Below are 26730 nucleotides of genomic sequence, written 5' to 3' on the forward strand. Positions count from 1 at the left end.
ACTAGGCGATGAAATAATGATATGGAACCGCAGATCCTCAACCCGCTCACCTTGCCACTCGATGGCGTCCGATTAATCGAAGCCTCCGCCGGCACCGGTAAGACGTTTACCATTGCCGGCTTATACTTGCGCTTGTTGCTTGGGCATGGCCGCACAGCGCCGTGTCGGGTCGAGCAAATACTGGTGGTGACGTTTACCGAAGCGGCAACCCAAGAGCTAAAAGACCGTATTCGGCGTCGCATTCATGAGGCGCGTTTTGCCTTTATGCGCGGTGAGAGTGACGATCCCATCATTGAGCCTTTGCTGGCAGAGATTAGCGATCATAAAACCGCGGCGCAGCGTCTGTTAGAGGCCGAGCGGCAGATGGACGAAGCGGCTATCTATACCATTCACGGTTTTTGTCAGCGGATGCTGACCCAAAATGCGTTTGAGTCGGGCAGCCTGTTCAGTCATGAATTTGTCACCGATGAGCGACAGATAAAAGCGCGTGCGGCGGCCGATTTTTGGCGTCGTCGTTTTTATCCGCTGCCTAAATCGTTAGCCGGTGTGGTGAGCAGCTACTGGCCCGCACCTGAGGCCTTATTAAAAGAGATTGCGCCCTATTTATCCGGGCCGGCTGTCACGGTCAAGGCGCCAGATCTCGGCGAAGATCTCATGGCGGCACACCAAGCGGCGATTGCCAAGATTGACGGGGTGAAGCGCGCATGGCGCGAGGCGGGGGAGCAGATCACCGACCAGCTCAGCGCCGCCAAGCTCGATGGCCGTAGTTATCGCAAAGACCATCTGGCGAACTGGCTGAATGCGATGGAACAATGGGCCAATGCCGAGACGCTTGATTACCAGTTGCCCGACAAATTGGAAAAATTCGCCAAACAGACGTTGGCGGACAAGAGTAAAGCTGAGCCACCGAGTCTAGCGCTATTTGATCAAATTCAGGCATTGGTTGATCAGCCGCCGACGTTAAAACCGGGATTGACCGCGCTGGCGATCAAAGAAGTGCGGCAGCTGCTCCGCCAAGAAAAACGCCGCCAAGGGTGGCTCTCGTTTGACRATCTCCTTTCTCAACTTGCCAGCGCACTTGACCAAGATAGCCAAGGCCAGTTGGCTGCACGTATTCGCAGCTTATATCCGGTGGCAATGATTGATGAATTCCAAGACACCGACCCGCTGCAATATCAGATTTTTAGCACTGTCTATCAGCCGCCAGTGGCGGACGATGCCCCTGTATTCGCAGACGCAGACGCAGACACAGAGGAAGAGGGTGAGCGCACCGGTTTAATGATGATTGGTGATCCTAAACAGGCGATTTATGCCTTTCGTGGCGCCGATATCTTCACCTATATTCATGCCCGTGCACAGGTGAATGATCACTATAACCTCGCCACCAACTGGCGCTCGACAGATAGCATGGTACGCGGAGTCAATGCCTTGTTCTCACGTGCTAAGGCACCGTTTGTTTATCAAGACAGTATTCCCTTTTTAGAGGTGGCCTCGTCGCCTAGCGCCAAACAAAAGGCGCTGGTGGTGGAGGGAAACGAGCAGCCCGCGCTCACCTTTTGGCATCACAGCCCGGATGAATTGTGTGGCAAGCAAGATTTTGAACAGACCTTGGCGGTGAGTACCGCACAGCATATCACGCAAGTGCTCAACCAATCGGTGGCGGGCAATAGTTATCTACAGACGCCTTCCGGCCAAGGCGCGATTCAGCCGCACAATATCGCCGTGTTGGTGCGCACCGGACGCGAGGCACAGCTGGTCAAGCAAGCGCTGGCCGAAAAAGGCGTGGCGTCTGTGTATCTTTCTAACCGTGATAATGTGTTCGCCAGCCCCGTCGCTAGCGATATTGAGCGCATTCTAGTGGCGGTGATGCAGCCTGAAAACGAGCGTAAGTTGCGGGCGGCGCTAGCCAGCCCCTTATTTGGCCTGACTGCCGAGCAGCTGGCATTACTCAATCAAGACGAAGCCTTATGGGAGCAAGAGGTGGTGGCCTTTAGCCATTACCGTGACACCTGGCAGCGCCGTGGGGTGATGCCGATGCTTCGCCAAGTCGCCAGTGCCCGCCAAGTGGCAGAAAACTGGTTGGCGATGCCGCAAGGCGAGCGCTGTGTGACCGACTTTTTACATATCGCGGAGTTGCTGCAAAGTGCCAGCCAGCAACTGGACAACCCACACGCGCTGATCCGCTGGCTACAAGAGCGGATGGCCGAGCCAGCTCAACAATCGGAAGAGCAGCAGGTGCGCTTGGAGTCGGAGCGTGATTTGGTGCAAATCGTCACCATCCATAAATCGAAAGGCTTGGAATACGATCTGGTTTACTTGCCATTTGCTTGTCAGTATCGCGAAAGCAGCCAACCGTTTTATCATGATGAACAGTATCAGCCGGTGCTGGCGCTGGATAATGTCGATGAAGGCAAAGAGCGCGCTGAAAAAGAGCGGCTGGCTGAGGATATCCGCTTGCTGTATGTGGCGGTGACCCGTGCCGTGTATGGGTGTTTTATCGGCTGTGCACCTCTTAAACAAGGTAACAGTCGGCAAAAAGATTCGGCCTTGCACTTAACGGCCCTCGGCTATTTGCTCCAGCATGGAGAAGCCGGTGATGCTAGCCTGCTGGCTGAGAGTTTGGCTGGGTTGGCGAGCGCGAGCGATGCGGTGGCGGTGGTCGCGCCGCCTGAACCGGATGATAGCCGTTATACCCCTCAAACGGGGGCGCACGAGGCGCTAAGCGCGCGTCAGTTTGACGGCAAGATTGACCGTCAGTGGCGACTAACCAGTTACTCAGGGCTGTTAAAACAAAGCCATCATGTCAGCGCCTTGCCCACACTAGCCAGTTACGACTTGGACGCGGACGATGACCTCGCCGATGAGGAGACGCCGGATGTGGCGGTGGATCCTTGGTCAGTTTTTGCCTTTCCCAAAGGCGCGCGAGCCGGTACCTTTTTACATACCTTGTTTGAAGAGGTGGACTTTACCGCTGATTTGATGAGTGAAGAGGTCGCTGAGCTTATTACCCATCACCTTAGCTTGGAAAACTATGACCCGCAGTGGTGCCCGATATTGCAGCAGTGGATGACACAGGTATTGAAGCACCCGCTCAGTGACCAAGGGCTGAGGCTGAACCAAATTGACAACGCCAGTCGATTAACGGAGATGGAGTTCGTGATGCCTTTGGCCGCACTCGACTGCCAGCGACTGAATCGACTCGCCGCGCGATATGATGCACTGTCTGCCCGCGCTGGCCAGCTCACCTTTGACACGGCGCGCGGGATGCTAAAAGGCTTTATCGATTTAACCTTCCGCGCTGACGGCAAGTATTACGTGCTGGATTGGAAGTCGAACCATTTAGGGGACAGTGTGGCCGATTATCATCCTGAGGCGCTCAAAGAGGCGATGATCGCGCACCGATACGACTTTCAGTACCAGATCTATACCTTGGCGCTGCACCGCTTTTTGCGCCAGCGGATCCCCGATTATGATTACGACACCCATGTGGGGGGCGTGTTTTATTTCTTTTTACGGGGCGCCAGTGATAGCGGCGAGACCGGTGTGTTCGCGCACCGTCCCGATAAGGCGCTGATTGACGCCTTGGACAACCTGTTTGCTGGAGAGTCGGTATGAAACAAGCATTAATGGCACTTTACCAGCGCGGGGAATTACGAGCGATTGATGTACAATTTGCTTGTTTGATGGGTGAAGAAGACACTCAATTAGATAAGGCTGCTATCACCGTATGGGCGGCGCTGCTGAGCCGCGAGGTGGGCAAAGGCCATGTCTGCCTTGATTTGCACCAGTGGCAGCCACCCAGTGATGTCGCTTGGCAGCCTTTATTGGCGCACATTGATAGCCAAGCGCCAAGCGAGCAATTGGCGCAGGCCTCAGTGGTGTCCGATGGTACGCAGGCGACGCCCTTGGTGCTTGCGGGACACCGACTGTATTTGCATCGTTACTGGCATGCCGAGCAGCAAGTGGCCGGGCATATTCGCCAGCGTTTGACGGCGCTGCCGGTACCGGATGAGGCCAGACAAACCCTAGATAATTTATTTGCCGCCTCACAGGCAGAGATAGACTGGCAAAAAGTGGCGGCAGCCACCGCGTTGACCCAGCCTTTTGCGGTGATTTCAGGGGGCCCGGGCACGGGTAAAACCACCACCGTCGCCCGTTTGTTAGCGGCGCTGGTGGCGTCGCACCACGCCGAGCGCACAACGTCTGCAGCGCTCACTATCAAGTTGGTCGCCCCGACCGGTAAAGCGGCCAACCGATTGACCGAATCACTGGGACGGGCGATTGCCGCCTTGCCTGTTGATCATGACGTGAAAGCGGCGCTGCCGACCCAAGCCAGTACCATTCATCGATTATTAGGGGCGATTCCGCAGCGAGTCGCGTTTCGCCATCATAAAAATAATCCCGTGCATGCAGATGTGTTGATTGTCGATGAAGCCTCGATGGTGGACTTGCCCTTGATGGCGCAGTTATTCGATGCCTTGGCGCCCTCAACACGCATTATTTTGCTGGGGGATAAAGATCAGCTTGCCTCTGTGGAAGCAGGGGCGGTGCTTGGCGATATTTGTCAGTACGCCGAGGCGGGCTATCCAGCGGCGCAAGCAGCGCGTTTAAGCCAACTGACAGGCTTTGACGTACCCGAAAACCCGCACGCGCCAGCGATTGCCAGTGCCTTGTGTCTGCTGCGCAAAAGCTATCGCTTTGATGCCCAATCCGGCATTGGCCAGCTCGCCTTTGCGGTGAACCGAGGAGAAATGGCTGAGGTGGGGGCGGTGTTAAAACGCGACTATAGTGATATTGCCCACCATGTGCTGAGTGATGACAGTTATCAGACCCTGATGCAACAAGCGGTGACAGGATATCGCGATTACTTAACAACACTCGATAATGCGACGCTCGAAAACCCGCCATCCATGGCGGACGTGCTGAGTGCCTTTAGCCAATTTCGTTTGTTGTGTGCATTGACCGAAGGCCCATTTGGTGTCGCTGGCCTCAACCAAGCCATTGAGCAGCACTTGGCGTCGGCGGGGCTGATCGCTAAAGAGCGTGATACTTGGTATCACGGCCGGCCGATCATGATTATGCAAAACGATCATGCCCTGGGGCTGTATAACGGTGACATTGGGATTGCGGTACAACACGCGGGGATCACCCGGGTGGCGTTTGAAACCCACGATGGCGAGGTGCGCTATTTGCTTGCCAGCCGTCTGCCCGCCCATCAAACCGCGTTTGCGATGACGGTGCATAAATCACAGGGCTCGGAGTTTGCGCACACAGTCCTGGTATGTCCGCCCACCATTTCACCAGTGATCACCCGCGAGCTGATTTACACCGGCATCACGCGGGCGAAGCGCCAGCTTGATCTCTACGCGTCTTGGCCGGTGCTGCGCCACGGTGTAGGCGCACGCACCGCAAGGTATAGTGGTTTGCCGGATGCTTTAATAGCGCCTTGAGTGTGACGAAATCCGCTAAAGCGCTAAGGTCAGCACCTTAGAGCGGCGCTGATAGTTGTACAGCTCTTGGCGAGTGTTGGGGAGTGCTGACACATCGGAGAGCAAAAAGCCTTGTTCCAAAAACCAATGCAAACTGTGAGTGGTGAGCACAAAAATGGTTTCGAGCCCTTTGGCTTTGGCGCGTTGTTTGAGGTGATTGAGCAGCATGACACCGCGGTCGCCATCACGATAATCCGGATGAATGGCGACACATGCCATCTCGCCGGTGCGCGCGTCACTAAACGGGTAGAGGGCGGCGCAGCCTATCACCAATCCATCTCGCTCGATGATGGTAAAGCGTGGGATTTCTTGCTCCAGCTGTTCCCGCGAGCGGCGTACTAGGATCCCTTGTTGCTCCAAAGGGCGGATCAAATCCAAGATCCCACCGATATCGTCAATCTGGGCTTGGCGCACTTTTTCGGCACGCTCCATCACGATCTGGGTGCCGATCCCTTCAATCGAGAACAGCTCTTGAATCAAAGCGCCATCTTTTTTATAGCTAATCAAATGACTGCGAGTGACTCCCGCGCGACACGCAGCAATCGCGCCCCGTAAAAAGCGACTGGTGCCAGAGCCAGTATCGCCAGCAGCTTCTCTCGCCTCTAAAAGCGGTTGGGCTTGGGTAGGCAGTAACTCAGAAATCACCTCACTGTCTTGGTTTAAAACCCCTTGCTCGGAGCAAAAGCCAATCAACTTGTCTGCGCGTAACCGAATCGCAACCTGAGTCGCCACTTCTTCGGAGGTGAGATTAAAGCATTCCCCTGTGACTGAGCTGGCCACTGGCCCCATCAGCACGATTGCGTTTTGATCGAGCTGGCGCTGAATACCGTCAATATCGATGCGGCGAATTTTGCCACTGTGACAATAATCAATTCCTTCATCGACGCCCAACGGTTGCGCGATAACAAAATTGCCACTGATCACATTGATCTGAGCGCCGGCCATGGGCGTGTTATTCAGCCCCATGGATAAGCGTGCCGTGATGTCGAGTTGCACTTGGCCGGCCGCTTGTTTGACCACTTCAAGCGCGTGGTTATCGGTGATGCGAATACCTTTGTGATAAGGCGTTTCCAGTCCGTACTGATTTAAGGCGCAATTAATCTGTGGACGGGCACCAAACACCAACACCAGCTTCATGCCTAGGCTATTGAGTAGGGCGATATCATTGACGATATTCTGAAAGTTCTCATCCGCCATCGCCTCGCCACCCAGCATGATCACCGCGGTTTTATCTCGGTGAGCGTTGACATACGGCGCCGATTGACGAAATCCTTTAACCAGTGCGGTACTTCTTATTTTCACGCGGACACCTGTTTAATTATTCACTATATATGCCTTTTTATTCTTTTTCAGGTCTGAGTGTCAAGTCCTGTCTGGTGTCAAGGCGCACGTGAAGCGATAAGGTTTCGCGCGCAGTCTCAACACTGCCAGTCGCAATGTCGGTAGATGAAGCAAGATCACAATCTAGCGTTCAGCGTCTAAAATAAAGTAATGAGTCAGTTATGCTGGAATAAAAAGCACTTAGAGGGAAGCGTGTGCGAAAAACGAAACAAGTGGTTCTATTAGTTCTTTTGATCTTATTTGGTGGGACGGGGTTTTTAGTGGCGACTCAGCCGGCCATTTTTGCGCCTGACGTGACGCAAGCCGATTTGTATGGCGAATGGGTAGAACAAGATGTGGCACCTTATGCCGCCGACCAGTTTGAAATACGCTCTGATGGTATTTACACCAATGGGAGCCGCGCCACCACTGAGTATCAGTTTGATGGCGATCAGCTCAAATATACGATAGGAACCGAAACCTACCTATATCGGGTTGAAGACGCAAAGACGCTCGAGCGTATTGAACCTGCTCATTACACATCCTTTTTTGCCAAAGATAATCGCTCATGAGGGACGTGTTAGCCGCTACGCGGCCGGGTTAGAAGTGCTGTGACTCCAAGGTGGTGAGCAGCTCGTTGACCGAGCACTGTTTTGTTGCCACTTTCCGCAAGAGATCGGCGGTTTCAGCATCACCCCCCAGACAACGTTGAATACTGGTATTAATCACCTGGCGTGTACAGCCTTCGGTGGCCATCATACGAATCCATTGGTATTCCACTGCATCACTATCAAGTAGCGTTGAACGCCCAACTTTTAAATCCATCGCTGCTTTACTCCTTTATGTTGCACTTTCTATGCAGTTTTGTTGCAAGGTCAGTACATAATAATTATATGACACTTTGATGAATGTCGCCTGCTTCAGGCAGGTAAGCGAGATTTGATCACATTTAATGTGTATTGATTTGCAGGCAGTTACAAACTTAACCTCGAGAACTGATTGCCAAGCGGGGCGCTTTTTGCGAGCCTTAGCGCTATTAACTCACTGATTGGAATATGGTGTGAAAAAAGCGTTAGTCGTGATGGCGTGTGTGGCGACATTGGCAGGATGTGTGCGTCCTACCGACCGGGGTCAACAATATATTGATGGGCGATTTGAATCGATACTCACGCCAGTACCACAAGTGGCTTCTGAAAGCCCGCGAGACTTTAGTTTATTCAATGACCAGTTAGCGGCGGTGACCGCCAACTCTCCGTCGTTAGTGGCGGAGCATCAAGCCGTTTATCAGCGTTTGCAAGCCTGGTTAGACGCGGGAGGCAAGATCGAGGCGCTTGCGGATTATGGCTTGGAAGTGAACCAAATGGCAGGGGGAGATGACTTTGGGAACGTGATGTTTACCGGGTATTTCTCTCCGGTGATAGAAATGCGCCACCAGCCGGATGCTTTGTTCCGCTATCCTGTCTACGCCAAACCCCCTTGTGATGACGACTGCCCTGATCGTCAAGCGATTTATGACGGTGCTTTAGAAGGGTTAGGGTTGGCGTTGGGTTACAGCGCGTCTCGCATTGATAACTTTATTATGGAAGTGCAGGGCAGTGGTTTTGTCCATTTTGGTGACAATGATCAGCTCGAGTATTTTGCCTACGGCGGTAAAAACGGTCATCCGTACGTCAGTATTGGTAAGGTATTAATTGAAAATGGTGAGGTAGCCAGAGAGGATATGTCGTTACGGGCGATTCAAGATTGGGTCGCGGCGCACGATGAAGAAGAGGTTCGGACCTTACTGGAACACAACCCGTCGTATGTGTTCTTTACGCCCAAAGCGGCGGATCCTGTCAGTGGGACGGCGGGGATCCCGTTAAAAGCGGGCGCCTCTGTGGCGGCGGATCGACGWTACTTACCTATGGGCAGTGTATTACTTGCTGAAGTGCCACAGCTTGATGACCAGGGTAAATGGACGGGAGAGCATGTGCTCAAGCTTTTAATGGCGTTGGATACCGGTGGGGCAGTGAAAGAAAATCACCTGGATTTATACCATGGCATGGGTCGTGAAGCAGGCGAGCAAGCCGGGCACTACAAGCACTTTGGTCGGGTTTGGAAACTGGACGCCTTAGCGCCACAAAGAGTGAGCCAGTCAGAGTAACGGCCAAGATGAGGTCAGACCCTTAGGAAATAAAAAAGCGAGCGTTTAACGCTCGCTTGTTGGTAAGCGGGAGATGACTTATTCAATTAATCCTGCTTCACGATAGTAGCGCGCCGCACCTGGGTGAAGGGGAGCAGACAGGCCGTCTTTTACCATTTCTTCTTTCTTCAGGTTAGCGAATGCAGGATGGAGACGGCGAAAGTCGTCAAAGTTCTCAAACACCGCTTTCACCACGTTATAGATCACATCCTCAGGAACTTGTGTGGAAGAGACGAAGGTCGCACCCACACCAAAGGTGGTGACGTCGTTGTCGTTGCCACGGTACATACCGCCAGGAATAATGGCTTGACGATAATAGTCACGATCTTCAATCAGCTGTTTAGCCGCATCATTCGCAACTTCAACCAATACGCTATCACAGGCGGTGGTCGCTTCTTGAATCGCACCACTTGGATGACCTACGGTGTAAACCATGGCATCAATTTTGTTATCACACAGGGCTTTGGATTGCTCGGCCGCTTTTAGTTCAGAAATTTGGCCGAACTTGTCCATATCCCAACCCATTTGATCCATCAATACTTCGATGGTGCCACGTTGGCCCGAGCCAGGGTTACCAATGTTAACGCGCTTGCCTTCCAGATCATCAAAGGTTTTTACGCCCGCATCGGCACGTGCTACCACGGTAAAAGGTTCTGGGTGGATAGAGAAAACCGCGCGCAGATCTTTAAATTCGCCCTGATCTTCAAATTTGCTAGTGCCTTTGTAAGCATGGTATTGCCAGTCAGATTGGGCGATACCCATATCTAGCTCGCCAGCACGAATAGTGTTGATGTTGTAGATTGAGCCGCCTGTACTTTCTACCGAGCAGCGAATGCCATGGTCATCTTTGCTTTTATTGACCAGACGGCAAATTGCACCACCTGTTGGGTAATAAACACCCGTGACACCGCCAGTACCAATAGTCACAAACTGGTTAGCTTGCGCGCTTGCCGCGGTTCCTAGTGCGGCAGAAAAGCCGAGCGCAATCAGAGTAGGTTTCATCGCTTTCATGCTTAAGATTCCTTTTTAAGTTAGAGGTTGCTATCCGGGCGCACCCTCGAAGTTGGTATGACACTCAATAACAATATGACAAAAAAGTGTCACCACGCTATTTTTTCAATCTTTTAACAATATTTGCAAGCAATTGTATTGGGTTAAAACGATTGGGTCATGGTTTGCCTTAGTGCTTGTACAGGTTTAGTACAATATCCCAGCTTTTCCAGTGTGTTGCGTAAATCTGTGATCTGAGATGCGTTATCTATGGCCTGACGTTGGTCAACGCGTTGGGTGTTGTTTTCAAAGCCGATTCGTATGTCTCCTCCTAGCAGTGCAGCGGTCGTCAGACAGCGGATCTCATGGTGGCCAAATGCACAGGCTGACCAGGGCAGGTTGTCAGGGTCGGGGAGCGCTTGCCACATGGCGATGATGTCTTCTGGGTGGCCAAATGGGGGATTTTGATCCCGACCCGCAACCAAGAGTAAATGGTGCCCTGTAGGAGGGATCACGCCGGCGTGACGTAGCTGATGGTAGCGCGCCACATCTTGAGGGTGATAGAGAATAAACTGTGTGTAAACAGCATGGTGATGTAACCACGCAAAAAATGTTCTGGCTTCGGTCGTTTCGGAACGGTCAGGCACGAGTTCTCTTAGCGCAATGGACACGGCCTCAGGCTTAACGGCCTTCACTAATCCGATTTGCTCTGACGGGCGATAGCGACCCACGGCTTCGGTGGTGAGTTGGATGACCATGCGATTACCGACCGCATCTTGGACTTGCTGGTAAAGCCGACGGTTGAGAGTGGGGTCCAAACTATGCGCGCCAGACTCATCGCGTGCATGAATGTGCGCCATGGCGGCACCGGCGTCAGCGCATGCGTGCAGGCAGTCAATCAGTGATAGTGCATCAATCGGGACGGCGCTATGCTGCGAAGGCTGCAGCCGCGCGCCGTTGGGAGCAACCATGATGGTGCGTGTGTCGGTCATCTTTTTTCCTTAAGCCTAGTTTGAGCGCAAGACTGACTGCTTAGTGTGGCAGACAGGTGTCTAAGGTTATCCGTAGTTTGTCGGCTATCTCATCAATATGTGGCGGTTTAATGATGTAGGGAGGCGCCAATAAAATATGGTGACCTTGTTTGCCATCGATGGTACCGCCCATGGGATAGCACATCAGGCCGTTTTCCAGCGCGGTTTGTTTGATTTGTTTCGCTAGCGGCAATGTGGACGAAAAAGGCTGCTTTGACGCTTTATCCGCGACCAACTCGAGTGCCAAAAATAGACCACGACCTCGGATGTCGCCGACAAAAGGGGATGAATCAAATTGATGATGTAGCGCCGTTTTAAGCGCCTTGCCTTGCTGCTCGGCGGCGTCAACTAATCCTTCTTGCTCAAGTGTGGTGAGTGTTGCTAAGGCAGCGGCACATGCCGTTGGGTGAGCCATGAAGGTGTGGCCATGTTGGAAAAAGCCTGACCCAGATGCAATTGCTTCATAGAGACGATCCGAGACCAAGGTGGCGCCAATGGGCTGATAACCAGCAGCCAGTCCCTTAGCGATGGCGACAATATCCGGCACGATGCCTTCATGTTCAAAAGCGAAAAAGCGACCGGTGCGTCCCGTGCCGCACATGACTTCATCGAGGATCAGCAAAATATTGTACTGATCGCAAATTGCGCGAATACGAGAAAAGTATCCCGCTTCCGCGGTCAATGCACCGGCTGTCGCCCCCACCACAGGTTCTGCGATAAACCCAATGACGGTTTGCGGGCCCTTTTCTAACAGCATGGCTTCAAGCTCGTTGGCCACCCGCTGACCATACTCGTAAGCGGTCTCATCGGGACGTTGATCGCGATAGGCGTAACAAGGGGCAATCAAACTGGTATCCATCAACAACGGGGCAAAGGGAGCGCGTCGCCATGCGTTGCCACCCACGGACAGCGCCCCGAGAGTATTACCATGGTAGCTTTGGCGGCGTGCGATAAAACGTTGTCGTTGGGGTTCACCGACTTCCACCCAGTACTGGCGAGCGAGTTTTAGCGCGGTTTCCATCGCTTCCGATCCACCACTGACTAAATAAGCGTGATTTATCGAGGGAGGCGCAAGGTCGGCCAACATCTTGGCGAGCGCTTCACTGCTTTCTGAGGTAAAAAAGCCGGTATGCGCATAGGGAATCGCATCAAGCTGACGGTGGATAGCGTCTAATACGGCAGGGTGGTTGTGCCCAAGGCAAGAGACGGCTGCGCCTCCGCATGCATCGAGATACTCGTTACCTTGAGTGTCGATTAAGTACATCCCATTACCACTGGCAATGGTAGGGGGAAGATGATGACAGTGACGTTGAAAGACATGACTCATACGAGGGCCTCAATGCAAGCGTGATAACTCAGTATGGCGGGCTTGTGTTTTGAACTGCAAAGGATATATTTTCACCAGGCATGCAAAAAAGGAATAGGGTGATAAATGTGCGTTTGCCGTCGATGCGCTCGCTTCAAACACTGATTGCGGTGGCTCAAACAGGAAGTTTTTCAGAAGCCGCGAAGGTATTGCATGTCAGCCAAAGTACGGTGAGCAAGCAAATACAGCAGCTCGAAGAAGGAATTGGTCAACCACTCTTTGAGCGACATGCTGGGGGAGTAAGACTCAACCGAGTCGGAGAGCCTTATTTAACTATGATATCGGCCAGCGTCAATGATATCGCCAATGCCACGGCGCAAGCGCGCCAGCAAAGTGCAAGGCAAGAGTCTGTCAGCTTATTGGTACCGCCTTCGTTTGCCAGCCTTTGGTTGATTCCTCAGCTGCCTGAATTTAAATCGCAGCATCCTGATATTTCTGTGGTGGTCAGTGCCAGTGACTATGTGCCTCAAGGGAAAGAAAGTGAACTGGATATTTTAATCCGCTGTCAGCCTCATCAGCAGGCAGGCGCGCAAGGAGCCTGTTTAATTCACGAACACTTATCGCTTGTCGCATCAGTGACTTTGCTACCAGAGCCTTTGGATCGGACCGCGTTGTTATCGGAGGTGCCGGTTTTATCTCATTTGACGCGCCCTTCACTGTGGGAGCAGTTTTGGCAACAATTTGGGCTGGCTGACAGTAATCCGCAATATGGCGCAGGCTTTGAGCACTTTTTTATGGCGCTTGAAGGCGTGAAACAGGGTATGGGCATGGCATTGATCCCCACCTTTATGGCCTCAGCCGCCCTGTCAAACGATCAGATTGTAAATCCCTTGGGGTTAAGCATAGACAGCGGCTATGGCTACTACCTTTATAGTGCGCGGTACAAGCAGCGTTCATCCGCTGTCATGCACGTGATCAACTGGCTGTGTGACGCCCTCAAGGTGGATGTGGCTAGACATCCTATCAGCAAGTCGGTATAACGCCTGTCAGCGCGATCAACGAAGACAATAGTTATGACACATCCCCTATCAGAATCCTATCTGCAACGTTTTGGCGGTACGGCTCGTTTGTATGGACGCCGTGCGCTAGAGGTGTTTCACCAAAGCCATATTTGTGTCATCGGTATTGGTGGCGTGGGATCGTGGGCAGTGGAATCGCTGGCTCGCACAGGGGTTGGAGCCATCACATTAATTGATATGGATGATGTGTGTGTCACCAACACCAATCGCCAAATTCATGCACTGAAAGAGACCGTCGGACAAAGTAAAAGCGAGGTGATGGCTGCGCGCCTAACGGCGATTAACCCAGAGTGTCAGGTCACCGTCGTCGATGATTTTATTAGTGCCGATAACCTCGCTGACTATATCCATTCTGGGTTTGATTATGTGTTGGATGCGATTGACAGTATTAAACCGAAAACGGCGTTACTTGCTTACTGCAAGCGGCATAAAATTAAGGTGTTGACCGTTGGAGGGGCAGGCGGTCAAATCGATCCAACTCAAATCCAAGTGGCAGATTTGACTAAAACGATTCAAGATCCGCTCGCGGCGAAGCTGCGTAACAACCTTCGTCGTTTTCATGGTTTCACGAAAACCCAAGGACGCAAGTTTGGCATTGATTGTGTTTATTCCACCGAGCAGCTCAAATATCCTCAGCCTGATGGCAGTGTCTGTGAAAGCAAAGTGTCAGCCGAAGGCCCCAAACGCATGGATTGTGCCAGTGGTTTTGGGGCGGCAACCATGGTGACCGCGAGTTTTGGTTTCGTCGCTGTTTCGCGCATTTTACAAAAGCTAATCGCGGCTGATCAGCGTCGCGAGCAGGCTGGCTGAGCCTGCTTTACTCTGAAGGGAGCGCGCGTACGCCAAATTCGCCCATGCGAAACGCAGTCCATGCTCTTTGGTAATCGCCACTGTTTTTGAGTTGATTAATACCACGGTTTAATCGCGCTACCCAGCGTGCGCTATCAGGATGTTGGCGACTCAATAAAACATGGAGGGGCGTAACACGCAGCGGTTTAGGGTGAAAGGTGATGTGCTGACGCGTGTCATCAGGCATCACAGTGCGTAGGGTGTTCATCACCACATATTGGTTACCAATAATCACATCCGTGTCGCCCGTGAGTAAGCTGCGCAGCTTTTCTACTTCGTTGGGGTAGCGGCGAACCACCACGTCGCCACCTTGCTGATTAAAGTTTGCCAGCATGGCATCCTCTATATAGCTCTCGCTAATCCCAACGCGTAAGCCGTTCAGGCTAGCCAACGATTGCCAATCAAAGTGTCGGTTTTTGAGGTGGAAAAACACCACGGTTTCGGTATAGATAGGCGCAGAGTATATAAAGTCTTTTTCACGTTTAGAGGTGTAGCCCCAGCCAACCGTACCGTGGGCTTTGCCCGTTTGTGCCTCTTCTTTCGCTTGCTGCCAAAGCATAAACTCAATCTCTATCTCCATATCCTGTCGCTTGCCAGCTTCTTTAACGATATGCGCTAACACCCCTTGATGCACTAATTGATTGGAAATAAACGGCTGGTATTCGCCAGACGTCAGCACTAAATTGGGCGTGGCAACACCAACCACCGGGAGGCTGAACGCGAATAAAATGATTAGCCATCGCCACATAACAACTCCAGCGTCAACGGACGTCTACCATAACCCATATTGATGAGCCTTTAATTGAACCTATTCAGGCAACTTTTGCCGTCGAAATTGATTCCAAACTGCTTTATAGCGACCATCCGTTTTTATGCGTCGTAACCCTTTGTTGAATGCACGAGAATGATCGTACGCTTGTTTAATCTTACGACTAAACAGCACATGTAAGGGAGTAACGCGAAAGGGATGGGGATGGTACGTCAACTGACGAGTTTGCTCTGCACTGAGCGTCGTTTTAATGATGTAGAGCAAAACATCTTTGTTGCCTAGCGCAATATCAATCTGATTATTCAATAAGGCGTGAACTTGGTCCTCTTCTGTTTCAAACTCTTGTAACTTCACATCTATACCGGATTTTTGCAACTGGGTCAGTGTATTGACGTCGATATATCCTAGGCCAACACCGACCGCAAGGCCGGCTAAATCCTCGGGCTTTGACCAATTAAACGCTTTATCTTTGCGATGAAAGAAGACAGCACTTTCGGTATATATTGCATCTGAATAGATAAAATCCAGTGCGCGCTCTTTGGTGAAAGCCCATCCAACCGTACCGTTCCACTGACCTTGCTGAGCCAGTGCCATCGACTCATGCCAAGGAAAATAACCAAACGTTATATCGAGGTTTGCTTCTTCGGCGGCCAACACAATAATTTCAGTTAATGGGCCTTGGTTGGGGAGATGTTGTGAAATAAAAGGAGGGTACTCACCTGATGTCAGGCGGATTGATTGCGCATGTGTGAGCATTGGGAGGATCAGCAACAATACACCTCCCCATCGCACCATCAGTCTCATACTGCCTCCTGAGCGTTCTCGTGACTATGCGATGAGTATAGCAGGAGAAAAAAAGCGGCGCCGTCGCACTCTATGAGCCACAATTGCGCCGCCATTCTTATTATTGAGATAGCTGGTTAAGCGTTGGTTTCTTCAGGCTCAGGTTCGGTTTTAGCCTCTGTGTGAATCGGCAAAACCTGACGAACGTATTCACCCGGCGCCGCACAAAGAACCGGATAGGTCTCAGACCCTATTGAGTATGGTTCCACTTGCTCTTCCGGACTATAGCTACGTAACCATTTTTCCCAGTGGGTCCACCAAGAGCCAGTGTGATGTGACGCATTATCGAGCCACTCATCGGCACTATCAGGCAGGCTATCATTGGTCCAAAAACCGTATTTTTTCTTAACGGGATGGTTGACGATACCGGCAATATGCCCTGATTCGCCCAGTACAAAGGTTTTATTGCCGCCAACATTCAGTGCACCGCGATAGGTCCCTTGCCAAAGGGCGATATGATCTTCTTTGGTCGAGATGAAATAGCTCGGCACCTTGATCTTATTCAGATCAATCCAGACACCGCCGACTTTTACTCCCTTGTCTTGAACCAGTTTGTTTTCAAGGTACAAATCGCGCAGGATAAAGTTGTGTGTCTTCGCGGCCACGTTGGTGCTATCACTGTTCCAATACAGCAAATCAAAGTCGACAGGACTGTTACCTTTGAGGTAATTCTCAATGTAATAGTTCCAGTACAAGCTGTTCTCGCGCAATAAGCTAAAGGTAACGCTGAGTGAACGGCCATCCATGTAGCCGCGTGCCGTATTTTGCGCTTCAATGGCTCGAATCAAGCTGTCATTGATGTAGGCACCAATTTCCCCTGGCTGCGAGAAGTCCAATAAGGTGGTGAAGAAACTCGCCGATTTAATCCGTGCTTTCATGCGCTTCGCCGCATAGTAAGCGATGGTACAGGCTAAGACGGTCCCACCAATACAGTAGCCAACGCCGTTAATCTGCGATTGACCGGTAATGTCTTCGATGGCACTGACTGCCTTGACGGTGCCTTGGGTCACGTAGTCTTCGAAGCTAATCTCTGCTTGTTCGGCAGAGGGGTTACGCCACGACATCAAGAATACCGTATGCCCTTGCTCAACCAACCAACGAATCAGTGAGTTTTTCTCGCGTAAGTCGAGAATATAGTACTTGTTAATGAACGGAGGAACGACCAAGATGGGGGTGGTATATACTTTTTCCGTTACCGGACGATACTGAATGAGTTCGAATAACTCATTTTTATACACTACGTCGCCAGGTGTGTTGGCGACATCATCACCCACGCGAAACGCGTTATTATTGGTCATGCGCACTTTAAGGATATCCGCGCTAGACTCCATATCCTGCTTAAGCTGTTCCATGCCACGCAGTAGGTTTTCACCCTGAGACTCCAGCGTCATTTTGAGCAGTTCAGGGTTAGTCGCAATATAGTTACTCGGGGCCATGGCGTTAATCGCTTGGCGTGAGAAAAATGAGAGACGTTCACGGGTTTTGTCATCAAGGCCTTCAATGGCGTCGATGGTTTCCATATAGGTACGTCCAAACAGCAGATAAGACTGTTTGATAAAGTTATAAAGGACATCTTCCTGCCAAGCCTTATCCTTAAAACGTTTATCGTCACTGCCTTCGCTCACTACCTCTTCCGTGTTATCACGCGCGAGCATGGCGTTCTGCCAGATTTGCATTTGCTGTTCCCACCACTGCATTTGCACTTGTAGAAGTGCAGCGGGTTGTTGAGCCGCGCCTTCCAGCAACTGAGCAGTGTCTTGCAGGCTGACTTCCTGCATGGCTTGATTGAACGGTGTGTTTACGGCTGCCTTGCCCTGCTCAAGATCCTGCCACCATTGCTGGTTTTGTTCTTGCAGCCTGGCAAGGTAGTCCGAAAAGAAGTGATGAAACATAGTCTTGCCCTCTTGATCGGATAAGCACTACAAAGGCCTGCTGTCAGCGACAGCAGGCACTAGTGCAAAAACCCTGCCTTTATGCTGGGGTGCCGGCTTTCATATTTTCAGCCGTGAGTTTGTCGATATCTTCTTTAAACTCTTTGGCGATGTTTTGCAGCTTGGCGCTGTCATCCATCATTTGTTGAGACAGCTTGGTCAAAGCGGCCAGTTGCTGGCTGCTGAATGACGTCATGCTAGAGACATCCTTCACTTCGCTCGCTGCTTTCATCTGCTCTAGGCCGAGTTCGCTATAGGTGCGCATGGCATTCATTTGTAGCTCAGTCAGCGTCTCAACATTTTTGGCTACCAACTTGTTGAAATTAACGTAGGGAGCCAGGGCTTTTTCAGATTGCTCAGAAAACGCTTTAAACATATCTGTGTACATGGTGTATCTCCTGATAGTGTTGTGTATGGGTTTCTAACCCAAGGTCGCAAGTGTCCGTTTATGCTTGTGTACGCTTAACAATTAAAGCTGTACCCATGCCGCCGCCAATACACAAAGAAGCAACCCCGTGGGTTTCGCCTCTTCGCGCGAGCTCGTGTAGCAAGGTCACCACAATCCGATTACCTGATGCCCCGAGTGGGTGACCGAGTGCAATGGCACCGCCGTTGACATTGGCACGCGCCAATATTGCATCAGGTGTTGTTTTGTGGTGAGTCGCCAATTGGTGTATGACCCCCAGCGCTTGTGCAGCAAATGCTTCGTTAAGCTCAAGTAAATCAATGTTGTCGAGGGTCAGGTTGGCTTTCTCCAACGCCGTATTGACCGCTCCCACAGGGCCTAAGCCCATAATGCTTGGATCGACACCGTGCTGAGCGTAGGCGGCAACTTCTGCAAGTGGGGTCAGCCCGTGTTCTTTCACTGCCGACTCAGACGCGAGGATCACCGCACTCGCGCCATCGTTGATGCCGGAAGCATTACCGGCCGTTACTGAGCCTTCTTTATCAAAGGCGGGGCGCAACTTGCTGAGGCCCTCTAGCGTGGCGTCTGCTTTTGGGTACTCATCGGTATCAAACGTCACGGTTTGCTTACGCTGCTTTATCTCAATCGGAGTGATTTCATCTTTAAATCGACCTGCTTCAATCGCTGAAACGGCTTTTTGTTGGCTGCTAAGCGCAAAGCTATCTTGTTGCTCACGGGTAATCCCGACTTCTTTGGCGACATTCTCCGCGGTCACGCCCATGTGATACTGGTTGTACACATCCGTGAGGCCGTCATTAATGAGCAAGTCTTTCATGGCGAAATTGCCCATTTTTTGCCCATCGCGGAGGTTGCCCGCTGCCGCAAACGGGATTTGTGACATGTTTTCAACCCCAGCCGCGACCACAACCTGCGCATCGCCAGCTCGGATGTGCGTCACGGCATCCATGATGCTTTTCATGCCGCTGCCACAGACCATATTGATTGAATAGGCGGGAACATGGGGCGGGATATCTGCGTAAATCGCGGCCTGACGACCGATCCCCATTCCTTGTCCTGCGCTGACCACGTTACCCACGATGACTTCATCAATCGCGGTTGGGGCAAGCGATGTGTCACTCAGCGCACCTTTAATGGCGTAAGCGGCGAGTTGCCCCGTTGGGACGTCTTTGAGTGTGCCTGAAAAGGCACCGATGGCGGTACGTTTTGCCGCCACGATAAAAATACGTTCCATCAATCTATCCTTGATTTATTGCATGTAGAGGCCGCCGTTTACTGACAGCGTCTCACCCGTAATGTAAGCGCCTGCGTCGCTGGCAAGGTAAGCCACTGAGGCTGCAATTTCTTCTGGCTTAGCCAAGCGCTTCATCGGGATCTGGCTGGTGATTGACTCCAACACATCGTCGCGCATGGCGGTAACCATCGGTGTGGCGGTATAGCCTGGCGCCACAACATTGACAGTGACACCGGCCCGTGCCCCCTCTGCCGCGAGAGACTTACTAAAGCCCATCATACCGGCCTTGGCGGCGGCATAGTTGGCTTGACCAAACTGACCTTTTTGGCCATTGACCGATGAGATGTTGATGATGCGTCCTCCTCCTTTTTCGCACATGGCGGCGAATAAGGGCTGAGTGACGTTAAAGAGGCTGTTGAGGTTGGTATTGATGACATCATGCCATTGTGAGGCATTCATTTTCTTGAACACACTGTCGCGGGTAATCCCCGCATTGTTTACCAGTACATCCACCGTGCCTTCTTCTTCTAAAAGCTTAGCAATCCGTGAGGCGCATTGTTCGGTGTCGGTGACATCAAGCTCAAATAGACGAACTTGGTCGTGGTTAAATTTCTTTTCGTCAAACCACTCTTGGGCGCACTCTGCTCCCCCTGTAAAGTGGGTCGCGATGACGCGATATCCGTCTTCTACCAATTTCTCGGTAATTGCCGATCCGATCCCACCTTTCGCGCCGGTTACTAATGCCAGTTTTTTCATTTATGACTCCATTCACTACAACAAGCAAACTAAACGAGATGCCTGAAGCCGCATCTGGAACCACTTCAAACCAGAATTACAGTCATCTTCTTCTCACAGCAGCAATAGTTGTGCCAAAAATCAACTTATCATTCTGCCGATATTGTTAGGCAGCCTAACGGATGGGTGTGACCCTTTTATGACTGCCTGCTTCTAAGCTAACGAATCTAGACAAATACGCAAAGTATAAAAACCTGATGTTCTGCATTCGAGATCTTGGTCAAACTAATAGGGAAACACTGCAATTAATTGTTAACAGTATGTTTGTTTTGTGTTTTTTTGTGGGTTTGTCATCGAGTTGCTCAGTGCTCGGCTAAGTCAATGAAAAGGATTGCATTAGCGGTGTAACTTGCGGCTTTTTGGTTGGGTTGCCTTGTTAAATAGTCATGGCGGTCAAAAAATAAACACTAAAAACACTGCTTGTGAGGTGAGTGGCGAGCGATCGCGGTGACGACAGGCCACCACGTGTGCAAAGGGCTAACGAGTGATCTGATGAATGTATTCAATGATGGCGTGCAAGCCATTGGTGCGTGACTCACTTAAATGGTGCGCCAGTCCCGCTTGCTGGAAAACGCGGTCTATGTCGAGGGTGTGAATGGCATTACCGTGTTGGCCGTGAACACAGGCAAGCACGATCGCTAATAAGCCTTTAACAATTCTGGCATTGGAGTCGGCGGCAAAGTAATGGGTGTCCTCCTCGGCCTGATGGAGAAACCAAACCGCACTCTCACAGCCGTGCACTTGGTTTGCTGTTTGTTTTTGCGCATCGGTAAAGGTTGGCAGCCGTTTTCCCCACAAAATTAATTGTCGGTATTTATCTTCCCAGCTGGTGTGTTGCGCGAGCATCTCGGTGACCGTCGTTTGGTTAAGCTCGGTGCCAAAAGGGTGATGGGGTAACGCCATTGTCTATCCTGCCTTATGATTAAATATCGAGTAGATCCAGGGTCTTATCTAATGCTGCAATAAACTGTGTGATGTCCTGGTATGTATTATAGGCCGCTAAAGAGACCCTGATGGTGCCATCGACACCAAGCGCCTTAATAAAAGGATGGGCACAATGATGGCCAGAGCGAACGGCAATACCTTGTTGGGCCAATAATTCAGCCACGTCTGCATGATGCTCGTCGCCAACGACAAAAGAGACCATGGAGCTGGTCGCCTGTGGCGCGATCAAACGAATGCGTGGCCGTGCGCGCAAAGCGTCTATGAGTTGTTGGTAACAGCTTGTTATATGTGCGTCGATTGCTTGGCTGTCTTGCTGCTTAAGCCAATCAATGGCAGCGGCAAGGCCGATTGCGCCTGCGGTGTTAGGCGTGCCTGCTTCAAAACGGGCGGGGATGGATGCGAGGGTATGATGGTCAAACGACACGTCTGTGATCATCTTCCCGCCCCCGTGGAAAGGCGAGAGCGCGCTCAGCGCTTCTGGTTTTCCATACAAGACACCAATCCCTGTGGGCCCATAAAGTTTATGGCCAGAAAAAACATAGTAGTCAGTGTCCAGTGTTTGCATACAGACAGGTTCATGGACGATGCCCTGTGCGCCATCAATGATCACGGTTGCACCAAATTTGTGCGCAACTTGGGTCATTTCCTCGATAGGATGGCGGGTGCCGGTGACATTGCTAACATGACTGATCGCAACAATGCGTGTCCGTGCGGTTAAGCGTTGCTGATACACCTTCATGTCTATTGTCCCCGTGCGAGGGCAGCAGGGGATTTTTACCAGTTGAGCGCCAGTGCGTTGCGCCATCAATTGCCAAGGGATGAGGTTGGCATGGTGCTCCATTTCGCTGACGAGAATGTCATCTTGTGGGGTAAGCGAGTGGCTTAGGCCATAGGCGATCAGATTAATGGCTTCTGTCGCGCCGCGGGTCCAGACGATATTGTGTGGGTTGGCACCGATAAAATGTGCCACATCTCGCCGCGCTTGCTCAAACTGTTCGGTTGCGGAGAGGGACGCTTGATGCTGACCGCGGTGTACATTGGCCGTTGGCATCATGTAACTGCGACTGATCGCATCAATCACTGGCTGCGGCTTTTGGGCGGTAGCGGCACTGTCTAGATATACCCAGCCTGGCGTATTGAAAGCGGGAAACTGGGCGCGTAGGGAATGGGGATCAAAACCGTCGGTCATAGTCATCGTCCGAAATAAAATCCCGTCTATGATCGCTATCTCGTGGATGTAACTCAAGCCTGTTGTTGGCTCTCGCCTTATTACAGACAAAAAAAAGCACTGAGCGAGGCTCAGTGCCAACAAATATGTAATGACAGACAATGTCAAAATACAGGAAGTTAAAAGTGGTAGATACGACTACCTGTCTAACCAGTGTTAGACAAATGCAAACACAACATCGCAACCACGGAAACAGTCTAAATAGAGAGACGTCACAAGTGGATGCGGGGAGCACTATAGGAGTTTGCTGGTATATCAGCAATCGACAATTTATAATGCCAATGATTAGAAAAATTAATGCATAGAGGTGTCAGCATATGGCGAGGCGTCTTCCTCCACTCAACGCGCTGCGTGTGTTTGAAGCAGCCGCACGACATTTGAGCTTTACACGAGCGGCAGAAGAGCTGTTTGTCACTCAAGCGGCCGTTAGTCATCAAATCAAGGCATTAGAAGAGTTTCTCGGTTTGAAGCTGTTTCGCCGGCGTAATCGTTCGTTACTATTGACCGAAGAAGGACAAGGGTATTTTCTTGATATAAAAGATATTTTCTCTGAGCTTTCCTATGCGACGGATAAAGTGCTGGAGCGCAGTGCCAAAGGGGCGCTGACGATTAGTTTGCCGCCCAGTTTTGCGATTCAGTGGCTAGTACCTCGATTAGCTGATTTTAATACCGCGCACCCTGATATTGATGTTCGGATAAAAGCGGTTGATTTGGAAGAAGGGTCTCTGACCGATGATGTCGATGTTGCCATTTACTATGGCCGAGGTCACTGGTCGGGATTACGCTGTGATCTTTTGTATCAAGAATGCTTGCTGCCTGTATGTTCGCCACTGCTACTGGAGTCTGGGCAGCCGCTAAAAACTCCAGATGATTTGGTTCATCATGTTTTATTGCATGACCGCTCGCGTAAAGAATGGAAAGCCTTTGCAAAAGCCCATCAACTCAGCGAGGTGAATGTTGAGCATGGGCCGATTTTTAGTCACTCATCCATGGTGTTGCAGGCGGCGGCACATGGGCAAGGGGTCGCGCTAGGAAACAATGTGCTTTCTCAACCAGAGCTAGCATCTGGACGCTTGGTGCAGCCTTTCGAGCAAGTATTAAAAAGCGATAACGGTTTCTACTTGGTCAGCCAGCAGCGTGATGCGGACACTGGACGTATCACCGCGTTCCGAGAATGGATGTTGGCGACGGCAGCGAAAGAACAAGAGAACATGAATTTATGACAGGTTTAAATATTGACGGGCCAGAAACGGCAACAGACTGGATGATTTTTGCCCATGGGGCGGGCGCTGGAAAGGATCACGAGTTCATGGCTGATATGGCCGCGCGGATAGAGAAACACTGCAAAGTGGTACGATTTAACTTTCCCTATATGGATAAACGCGAACAAGAAGGTAAAAAGCGCCCGCCCGATCGCGCCCCAAAACTGCTTGCCCATTTTGAATCTGTGATTGAGCACGTGGATGGTTTGCGCCCTGCTGGGAGCCGATTATGGTTAGCCGGTAAGTCGATGGGTGGGCGTATGGCGAGCCATTTGACTGAGCATGCCTCTGTCAGTGGGGTGATTTGTTTGGGCTTTCCATTCCATCCGCCAGGAAAGCCAGAAAAATATAAAGGGGAGCATTTGGCGACCGTTGAGCGTCCACTGCTGATTGTACAGGGCGCACGCGATACGTTTGGCCGTGAAGACGAAGTGATGCATTATCCGCTGTCTCCCTCGGTTCAAGTGATTATTGTCCCGGATGGCGATCATAGTTTTAAGCCTCGTAAAGCCTCAGGATATACAGAGTCAGATAATCGCCAGTGGGCGGTGGATAGCCTATACCAGTTTATTAAACAACAAGGTGAGCAAGGATGAAGTTACATCATTGGGTGAGTGTGGCGGCGATCGGCGCAGGGTTAGCGGTAGGGCTAGGCGCCTTTGCCGCGCATGGACTCAAAGCGGTGCTATCAGACTACCAGTTAGCCATTTTTAAAACGGGCGTTGACTACCAAATGTGGCACAGTCTTGCGTTATTGGGGATTTGCGGTGTCGCCTCTCAGCTTTCTTCTCGCTGTTTTGCCATTGTGGCTTGGGCCTGGCTTATCGGTGTGGTGGCGTTTAGTGGTAGCTTATATCTCCTGGCGCTGACATCTTGGTATTGGCTTGGACCCATTACACCCATGGGCGGTGTAAGCTTTCTGATCGGCTGGGTAGGGCTCGTCATAGGGGCTTGGCGTTCTTATCAGCGCTGAGTCTGTCTACATGAATAAAAGCCTCGCGGGCATTTCTTTCTGGTCTAGATGGCAGATATAATGCGCAGCTTATTTTTACCGCCACACAGCGTGGTGATATGTTCGAGCCAGAGGGTGTTATGAATCAGGTTCTGCTTTATTGTCGTGCGGGGTTTGAGAAAGACTGTGCCGCAGAGATCCAACAAAAAACCACCGACATGGGGGTATATGGGTTCCCGCGCGTGGTTAATCATAGTGCGTATGTCCTGTTTGAGTGTTATCAAGAGGGCGATGCCGAGCGTGTTGTGCGTGATCTCCCGCTAGACTCACTGATTTTTGCCCGGCAAATGATCGCTATCACCGCCTCTCTTTCTGAGCTTGACCCTGACGATCGTATTTCACCGATTTTGGCGGTGGGCGAGCACTTACCCAAAGGCGGCGACCTACGGGTGGAAACCCCAGATAATGACGAAGCGAAAGCCCTGTTGAAGTTTTGTCGTAAATTCACCGTGCCATTGCGCCAAGCCTTACGTAAAAAAGGGGTACTGCTTGCAAAAGATAACCCCAAAAAGCCGGTGATCCATCTGTGTTTTACCGCCCCAGGCACCTGCTTGATTGGCTACTCTCTGACAACCAATAACTCCCCGCATTATATGGGGTTGCCGCGAATGAAGTTTCCTTCTGATGCGCCGAGCCGATCGACCTTAAAGTTGGAAGAGGCGTTTCATCACTTTATTCCCAAGCAAGAATGGGAGACGCGTTTAGCGCCTGGCATGTGGGCGGTCGACTTAGGGGCGAGCCCTGGAGGCTGGACCTATCAGTTGGTTAAACGCTCGATGTTTGTCCACGCGGTCGATAACGGCGCAATGGATGAGCAATTGATGGAAACCGGACAAGTCTTTCACCACGCTGAAGATGGATTTAAGTTCGAGCCGACGCGTAAGAATGTCACTTGGCTGGTATGCGATATGATTGAAAAGCCTTCTCGTGTAGCCCAATTGATGGGTGAGTGGCTGATTGAAGGGTGGGCGAAAGAGGCAATATTTAATTTGAAATTGCCGATGAGCCGCCGCTATGAGCAGGTGACGGAGAACCTCGACACCCTAGGCGCCTTTCTTGATGACTACAACGTGGCGTATGAAATGCGCGCGAAGCATCTGTACCATGATCGCGAGGAAATCACGGTGCATTTACGGCGGGTTAAACGCCAGCGTTAACCGAGAGTCACTAGGTGTGTGACGCACTGATTTACGAAGATTGGCTCTGGCTGACGGAGTCAAAACGGATATCTTGCAAGTTAAAGCCGAGTGGGATATCCGTTTTCAGTTGTGCGACCTGTTTACATTGTTGCGCCAATTCATAATGGCCGGTGAGTTTTTTCTGCCACTTTGGTGCGAGATCGTCCGCAGCAAAAATAGCATCGATATCAGCATAATCGCTCAGCAGGCTGGTGGCCGTTTTGGGGCCAATCCCGGGTACGCCACTGATCTCACTGCTGCTGATCCCCGCGAGCCCCCAAAAATCGCAAAGCTGGTCCGGACGAACGCCGAATTGCGCCTGGACGAAGGCGAGATCTAGCCAGCGCTGCTGAAAATAATCGCGGATCCTAATCATCGGTTGCAAAAGCTGACAGTAGCCTTTATCGGTCGACACTATGGTCACTTGTTGCTGATGTTCTGCCACCTTTAAAGCCAAAGTGGCAATCATGTCGTCAGCTTCATCGCCCTGAGAAAGCAACGAGTCAACGCCATGCTGCCAAAATGCATCTTGAATCGCATCTAACCCATGTTCGAGCACCGTAGGCATCGGTTTACGGTGCTGTTTGTATGCCGGCAGGATCTCTGCGCGCCAGCCACGCTCACTGCCCATATGATCAAAAACAGCAACAATATGGCTCGGTTGGCTATGATTGATGATTTTATTGAGGGTTTTGATGCAGGCATTCACCGTGGTGTCGATGGCATCGCCCTCAGGCTGAGCCGCGTGGACACGGCGAATGAGGTTCATTGCATCGATAATGACAACATGGAGGCTAGACATAATAAAAACCAGTAATAACGCGCAGCATGAGCCGCGCATTATACCTGTGTTGGTGGCATAA

Annotated in this window: 24 protein-coding genes; 10 read left to right on the forward strand and 14 right to left on the reverse strand. The window is 51.3% G+C overall.

The genetic code is table 11. From position 1 onward, the window contains the following. Positions 1-21: 21 nt before the first annotated feature. Complete coding sequence (recB, locus tag BZG13_RS01450) at positions 22-3615, forward strand: exodeoxyribonuclease V subunit beta (protein ID WP_077484452.1); 3594 nt, start codon at positions 22-24, stop codon at positions 3613-3615. Next, the gene (gene recD, locus BZG13_RS01455) at positions 3612-5450 is read left to right on the forward strand and encodes an exodeoxyribonuclease V subunit alpha (protein ID WP_077484454.1); all 1839 of its coding nucleotides are present in this window, start codon (positions 3612-3614) and stop codon (positions 5448-5450) included. The genes recB and recD overlap by 4 nt, the downstream gene beginning before the upstream one ends. A gap of 15 nt (positions 5451-5465) precedes the next feature. Here the strand turns inward: recD and argA are convergent, their stop codons facing one another. Further along, a complete protein-coding gene (gene argA / locus BZG13_RS01460) occupies positions 5466-6791 on the reverse strand; it encodes an amino-acid N-acetyltransferase (protein ID WP_069363504.1) in 1326 nt (441 codons plus the stop codon). Between the two features lie 233 nt (positions 6792-7024). On the opposite strand from argA, the gene BZG13_RS01465 reads away from it, so the two are divergent. Continuing rightward, the gene (locus BZG13_RS01465) at positions 7025-7381 is read left to right on the forward strand and encodes a DUF2850 domain-containing protein (RefSeq protein ID WP_077458407.1); all 357 of its coding nucleotides are present in this window, start codon (positions 7025-7027) and stop codon (positions 7379-7381) included. 28 nt (positions 7382-7409) lie between these two features. On the opposite strand, the gene BZG13_RS01470 is transcribed toward BZG13_RS01465, so the two are convergent. After that, complete coding sequence (locus BZG13_RS01470; protein WP_069363506.1) at positions 7410-7634, reverse strand: hypothetical protein; 225 nt, start codon at positions 7632-7634, stop codon at positions 7410-7412. Between the two features lie 235 nt (positions 7635-7869). On the opposite strand from BZG13_RS01470, the gene mltA reads away from it, so the two are divergent. Then, positions 7870-8952 carry a murein transglycosylase A gene (gene mltA / locus BZG13_RS01475; RefSeq protein WP_077484456.1) on the forward strand — a complete coding sequence of 361 codons (1083 nt, stop codon included), beginning with the start codon at positions 7870-7872 and terminating at the stop codon, positions 8950-8952. Positions 8953-9030: 78 nt separating this feature from the next. Here mltA and BZG13_RS01480 read toward each other — a convergent pair whose 3' ends face one another. From BZG13_RS01480 to BZG13_RS01490, 3 genes are all read right to left on the reverse strand, one after another. Then, positions 9031-10002 carry a TAXI family TRAP transporter solute-binding subunit gene (locus BZG13_RS01480; RefSeq protein WP_077484458.1) on the reverse strand — a complete coding sequence of 324 codons (972 nt, stop codon included), beginning with the start codon at positions 10000-10002 and terminating at the stop codon, positions 9031-9033. Positions 10003-10145: 143 nt separating this feature from the next. Continuing rightward, entirely contained in the window at positions 10146-10973 is an 828-nt protein-coding gene (locus BZG13_RS01485; protein ID WP_077484460.1) for a 3-keto-5-aminohexanoate cleavage protein, read from the reverse strand. A gap of 40 nt (positions 10974-11013) precedes the next feature. Next, positions 11014-12339 carry an aspartate aminotransferase family protein gene (locus tag BZG13_RS01490; protein ID WP_077484462.1) on the reverse strand — a complete coding sequence of 442 codons (1326 nt, stop codon included), beginning with the start codon at positions 12337-12339 and terminating at the stop codon, positions 11014-11016. 98 nt (positions 12340-12437) lie between these two features. Here BZG13_RS01490 and BZG13_RS01495 point away from each other — a divergent pair, with 98 nt between their 5' ends. Both BZG13_RS01495 and tcdA read left to right on the forward strand, forming a co-directional pair. Continuing rightward, positions 12438-13358: a LysR family transcriptional regulator gene (locus tag BZG13_RS01495; protein WP_158074857.1), complete on the forward strand. Its 921-nt coding sequence runs from the start codon at positions 12438-12440 to the stop codon at positions 13356-13358. Between the two features lie 33 nt (positions 13359-13391). Then, positions 13392-14207 (forward strand): tRNA cyclic N6-threonylcarbamoyladenosine(37) synthase TcdA, encoded by an 816-nt coding sequence (tcdA, locus tag BZG13_RS01500; protein ID WP_077484466.1) that lies wholly within the window; start codon positions 13392-13394, stop codon positions 14205-14207. 7 nt (positions 14208-14214) lie between these two features. Here the strand turns inward: tcdA and BZG13_RS01505 are convergent, their stop codons facing one another. From BZG13_RS01505 to BZG13_RS01540, 8 genes are all read right to left on the reverse strand, one after another. Beyond that, positions 14215-14994 (reverse strand): substrate-binding periplasmic protein, encoded by a 780-nt coding sequence (locus tag BZG13_RS01505; RefSeq protein WP_069363513.1) that lies wholly within the window; start codon positions 14992-14994, stop codon positions 14215-14217. Between the two features lie 60 nt (positions 14995-15054). Further along, positions 15055-15819, reverse strand: coding sequence for a substrate-binding periplasmic protein (locus BZG13_RS01510; RefSeq protein ID WP_069363514.1), 765 nt, complete (start codon positions 15817-15819; stop codon positions 15055-15057). Between the two features lie 116 nt (positions 15820-15935). Next, positions 15936-17750, reverse strand: coding sequence for a class I poly(R)-hydroxyalkanoic acid synthase (gene phaC, locus BZG13_RS01515; RefSeq protein ID WP_077484468.1), 1815 nt, complete (start codon positions 17748-17750; stop codon positions 15936-15938). Between the two features lie 79 nt (positions 17751-17829). Beyond that, positions 17830-18177, reverse strand: coding sequence for a phasin family protein (locus BZG13_RS01520; protein ID WP_046074153.1), 348 nt, complete (start codon positions 18175-18177; stop codon positions 17830-17832). 58 nt (positions 18178-18235) lie between these two features. Then, entirely contained in the window at positions 18236-19447 is a 1212-nt protein-coding gene (locus tag BZG13_RS01525) for an acetyl-CoA C-acetyltransferase (protein WP_077484470.1), read from the reverse strand. Positions 19448-19462: 15 nt separating this feature from the next. After that, positions 19463-20203: an SDR family oxidoreductase gene (locus BZG13_RS01530; protein ID WP_069363517.1), complete on the reverse strand. Its 741-nt coding sequence runs from the start codon at positions 20201-20203 to the stop codon at positions 19463-19465. Between the two features lie 516 nt (positions 20204-20719). Beyond that, complete coding sequence (gene csdE / locus BZG13_RS01535; protein ID WP_077484472.1) at positions 20720-21145, reverse strand: cysteine desulfurase sulfur acceptor subunit CsdE; 426 nt, start codon at positions 21143-21145, stop codon at positions 20720-20722. Between the two features lie 19 nt (positions 21146-21164). Then, on the reverse strand, positions 21165-22376 hold the full coding sequence (locus BZG13_RS01540) for an aminotransferase class V-fold PLP-dependent enzyme (RefSeq protein WP_077484474.1): 1212 nt from the start codon (positions 22374-22376) through the stop codon (positions 21165-21167). Between the two features lie 356 nt (positions 22377-22732). Here BZG13_RS01540 and BZG13_RS01545 point away from each other — a divergent pair, with 356 nt between their 5' ends. The 4 genes from BZG13_RS01545 to rlmM all read left to right on the forward strand — a co-directional run bounded on the left by BZG13_RS01545 (position 22733) and on the right by rlmM (position 25846). After that, positions 22733-23638, forward strand: a complete 906-nt coding sequence (locus BZG13_RS01545) for a transcriptional regulator GcvA (protein ID WP_069363520.1) — start codon at positions 22733-22735, stop codon at positions 23636-23638. Next, entirely contained in the window at positions 23635-24273 is a 639-nt protein-coding gene (locus BZG13_RS01550; RefSeq protein ID WP_077484476.1) for an alpha/beta family hydrolase, read from the forward strand. The genes BZG13_RS01545 and BZG13_RS01550 overlap by 4 nt, the downstream gene beginning before the upstream one ends. After that, entirely contained in the window at positions 24270-24650 is a 381-nt protein-coding gene (locus BZG13_RS01555; protein ID WP_077484478.1) for a DUF423 domain-containing protein, read from the forward strand. Before BZG13_RS01550 ends, BZG13_RS01555 begins: the two co-directional genes overlap by 4 nt. A 119-nt stretch (positions 24651-24769) precedes the next feature. Continuing rightward, positions 24770-25846 carry a 23S rRNA (cytidine(2498)-2'-O)-methyltransferase RlmM gene (gene rlmM / locus BZG13_RS01560; RefSeq protein ID WP_077484520.1) on the forward strand — a complete coding sequence of 359 codons (1077 nt, stop codon included), beginning with the start codon at positions 24770-24772 and terminating at the stop codon, positions 25844-25846. 31 nt (positions 25847-25877) lie between these two features. Here rlmM and xni read toward each other — a convergent pair whose 3' ends face one another. Next, positions 25878-26669: a flap endonuclease Xni gene (gene xni / locus BZG13_RS01565; RefSeq protein WP_108743852.1), complete on the reverse strand. Its 792-nt coding sequence runs from the start codon at positions 26667-26669 to the stop codon at positions 25878-25880. Positions 26670-26730 lie beyond the last annotated feature (61 nt).

Origin of the sequence: Salinivibrio sp. ML323, from assembly GCF_001995745.1 — a bacterium.
GTDB classification, from domain to species: domain Bacteria; phylum Pseudomonadota; class Gammaproteobacteria; order Enterobacterales; family Vibrionaceae; genus Salinivibrio; species Salinivibrio kushneri.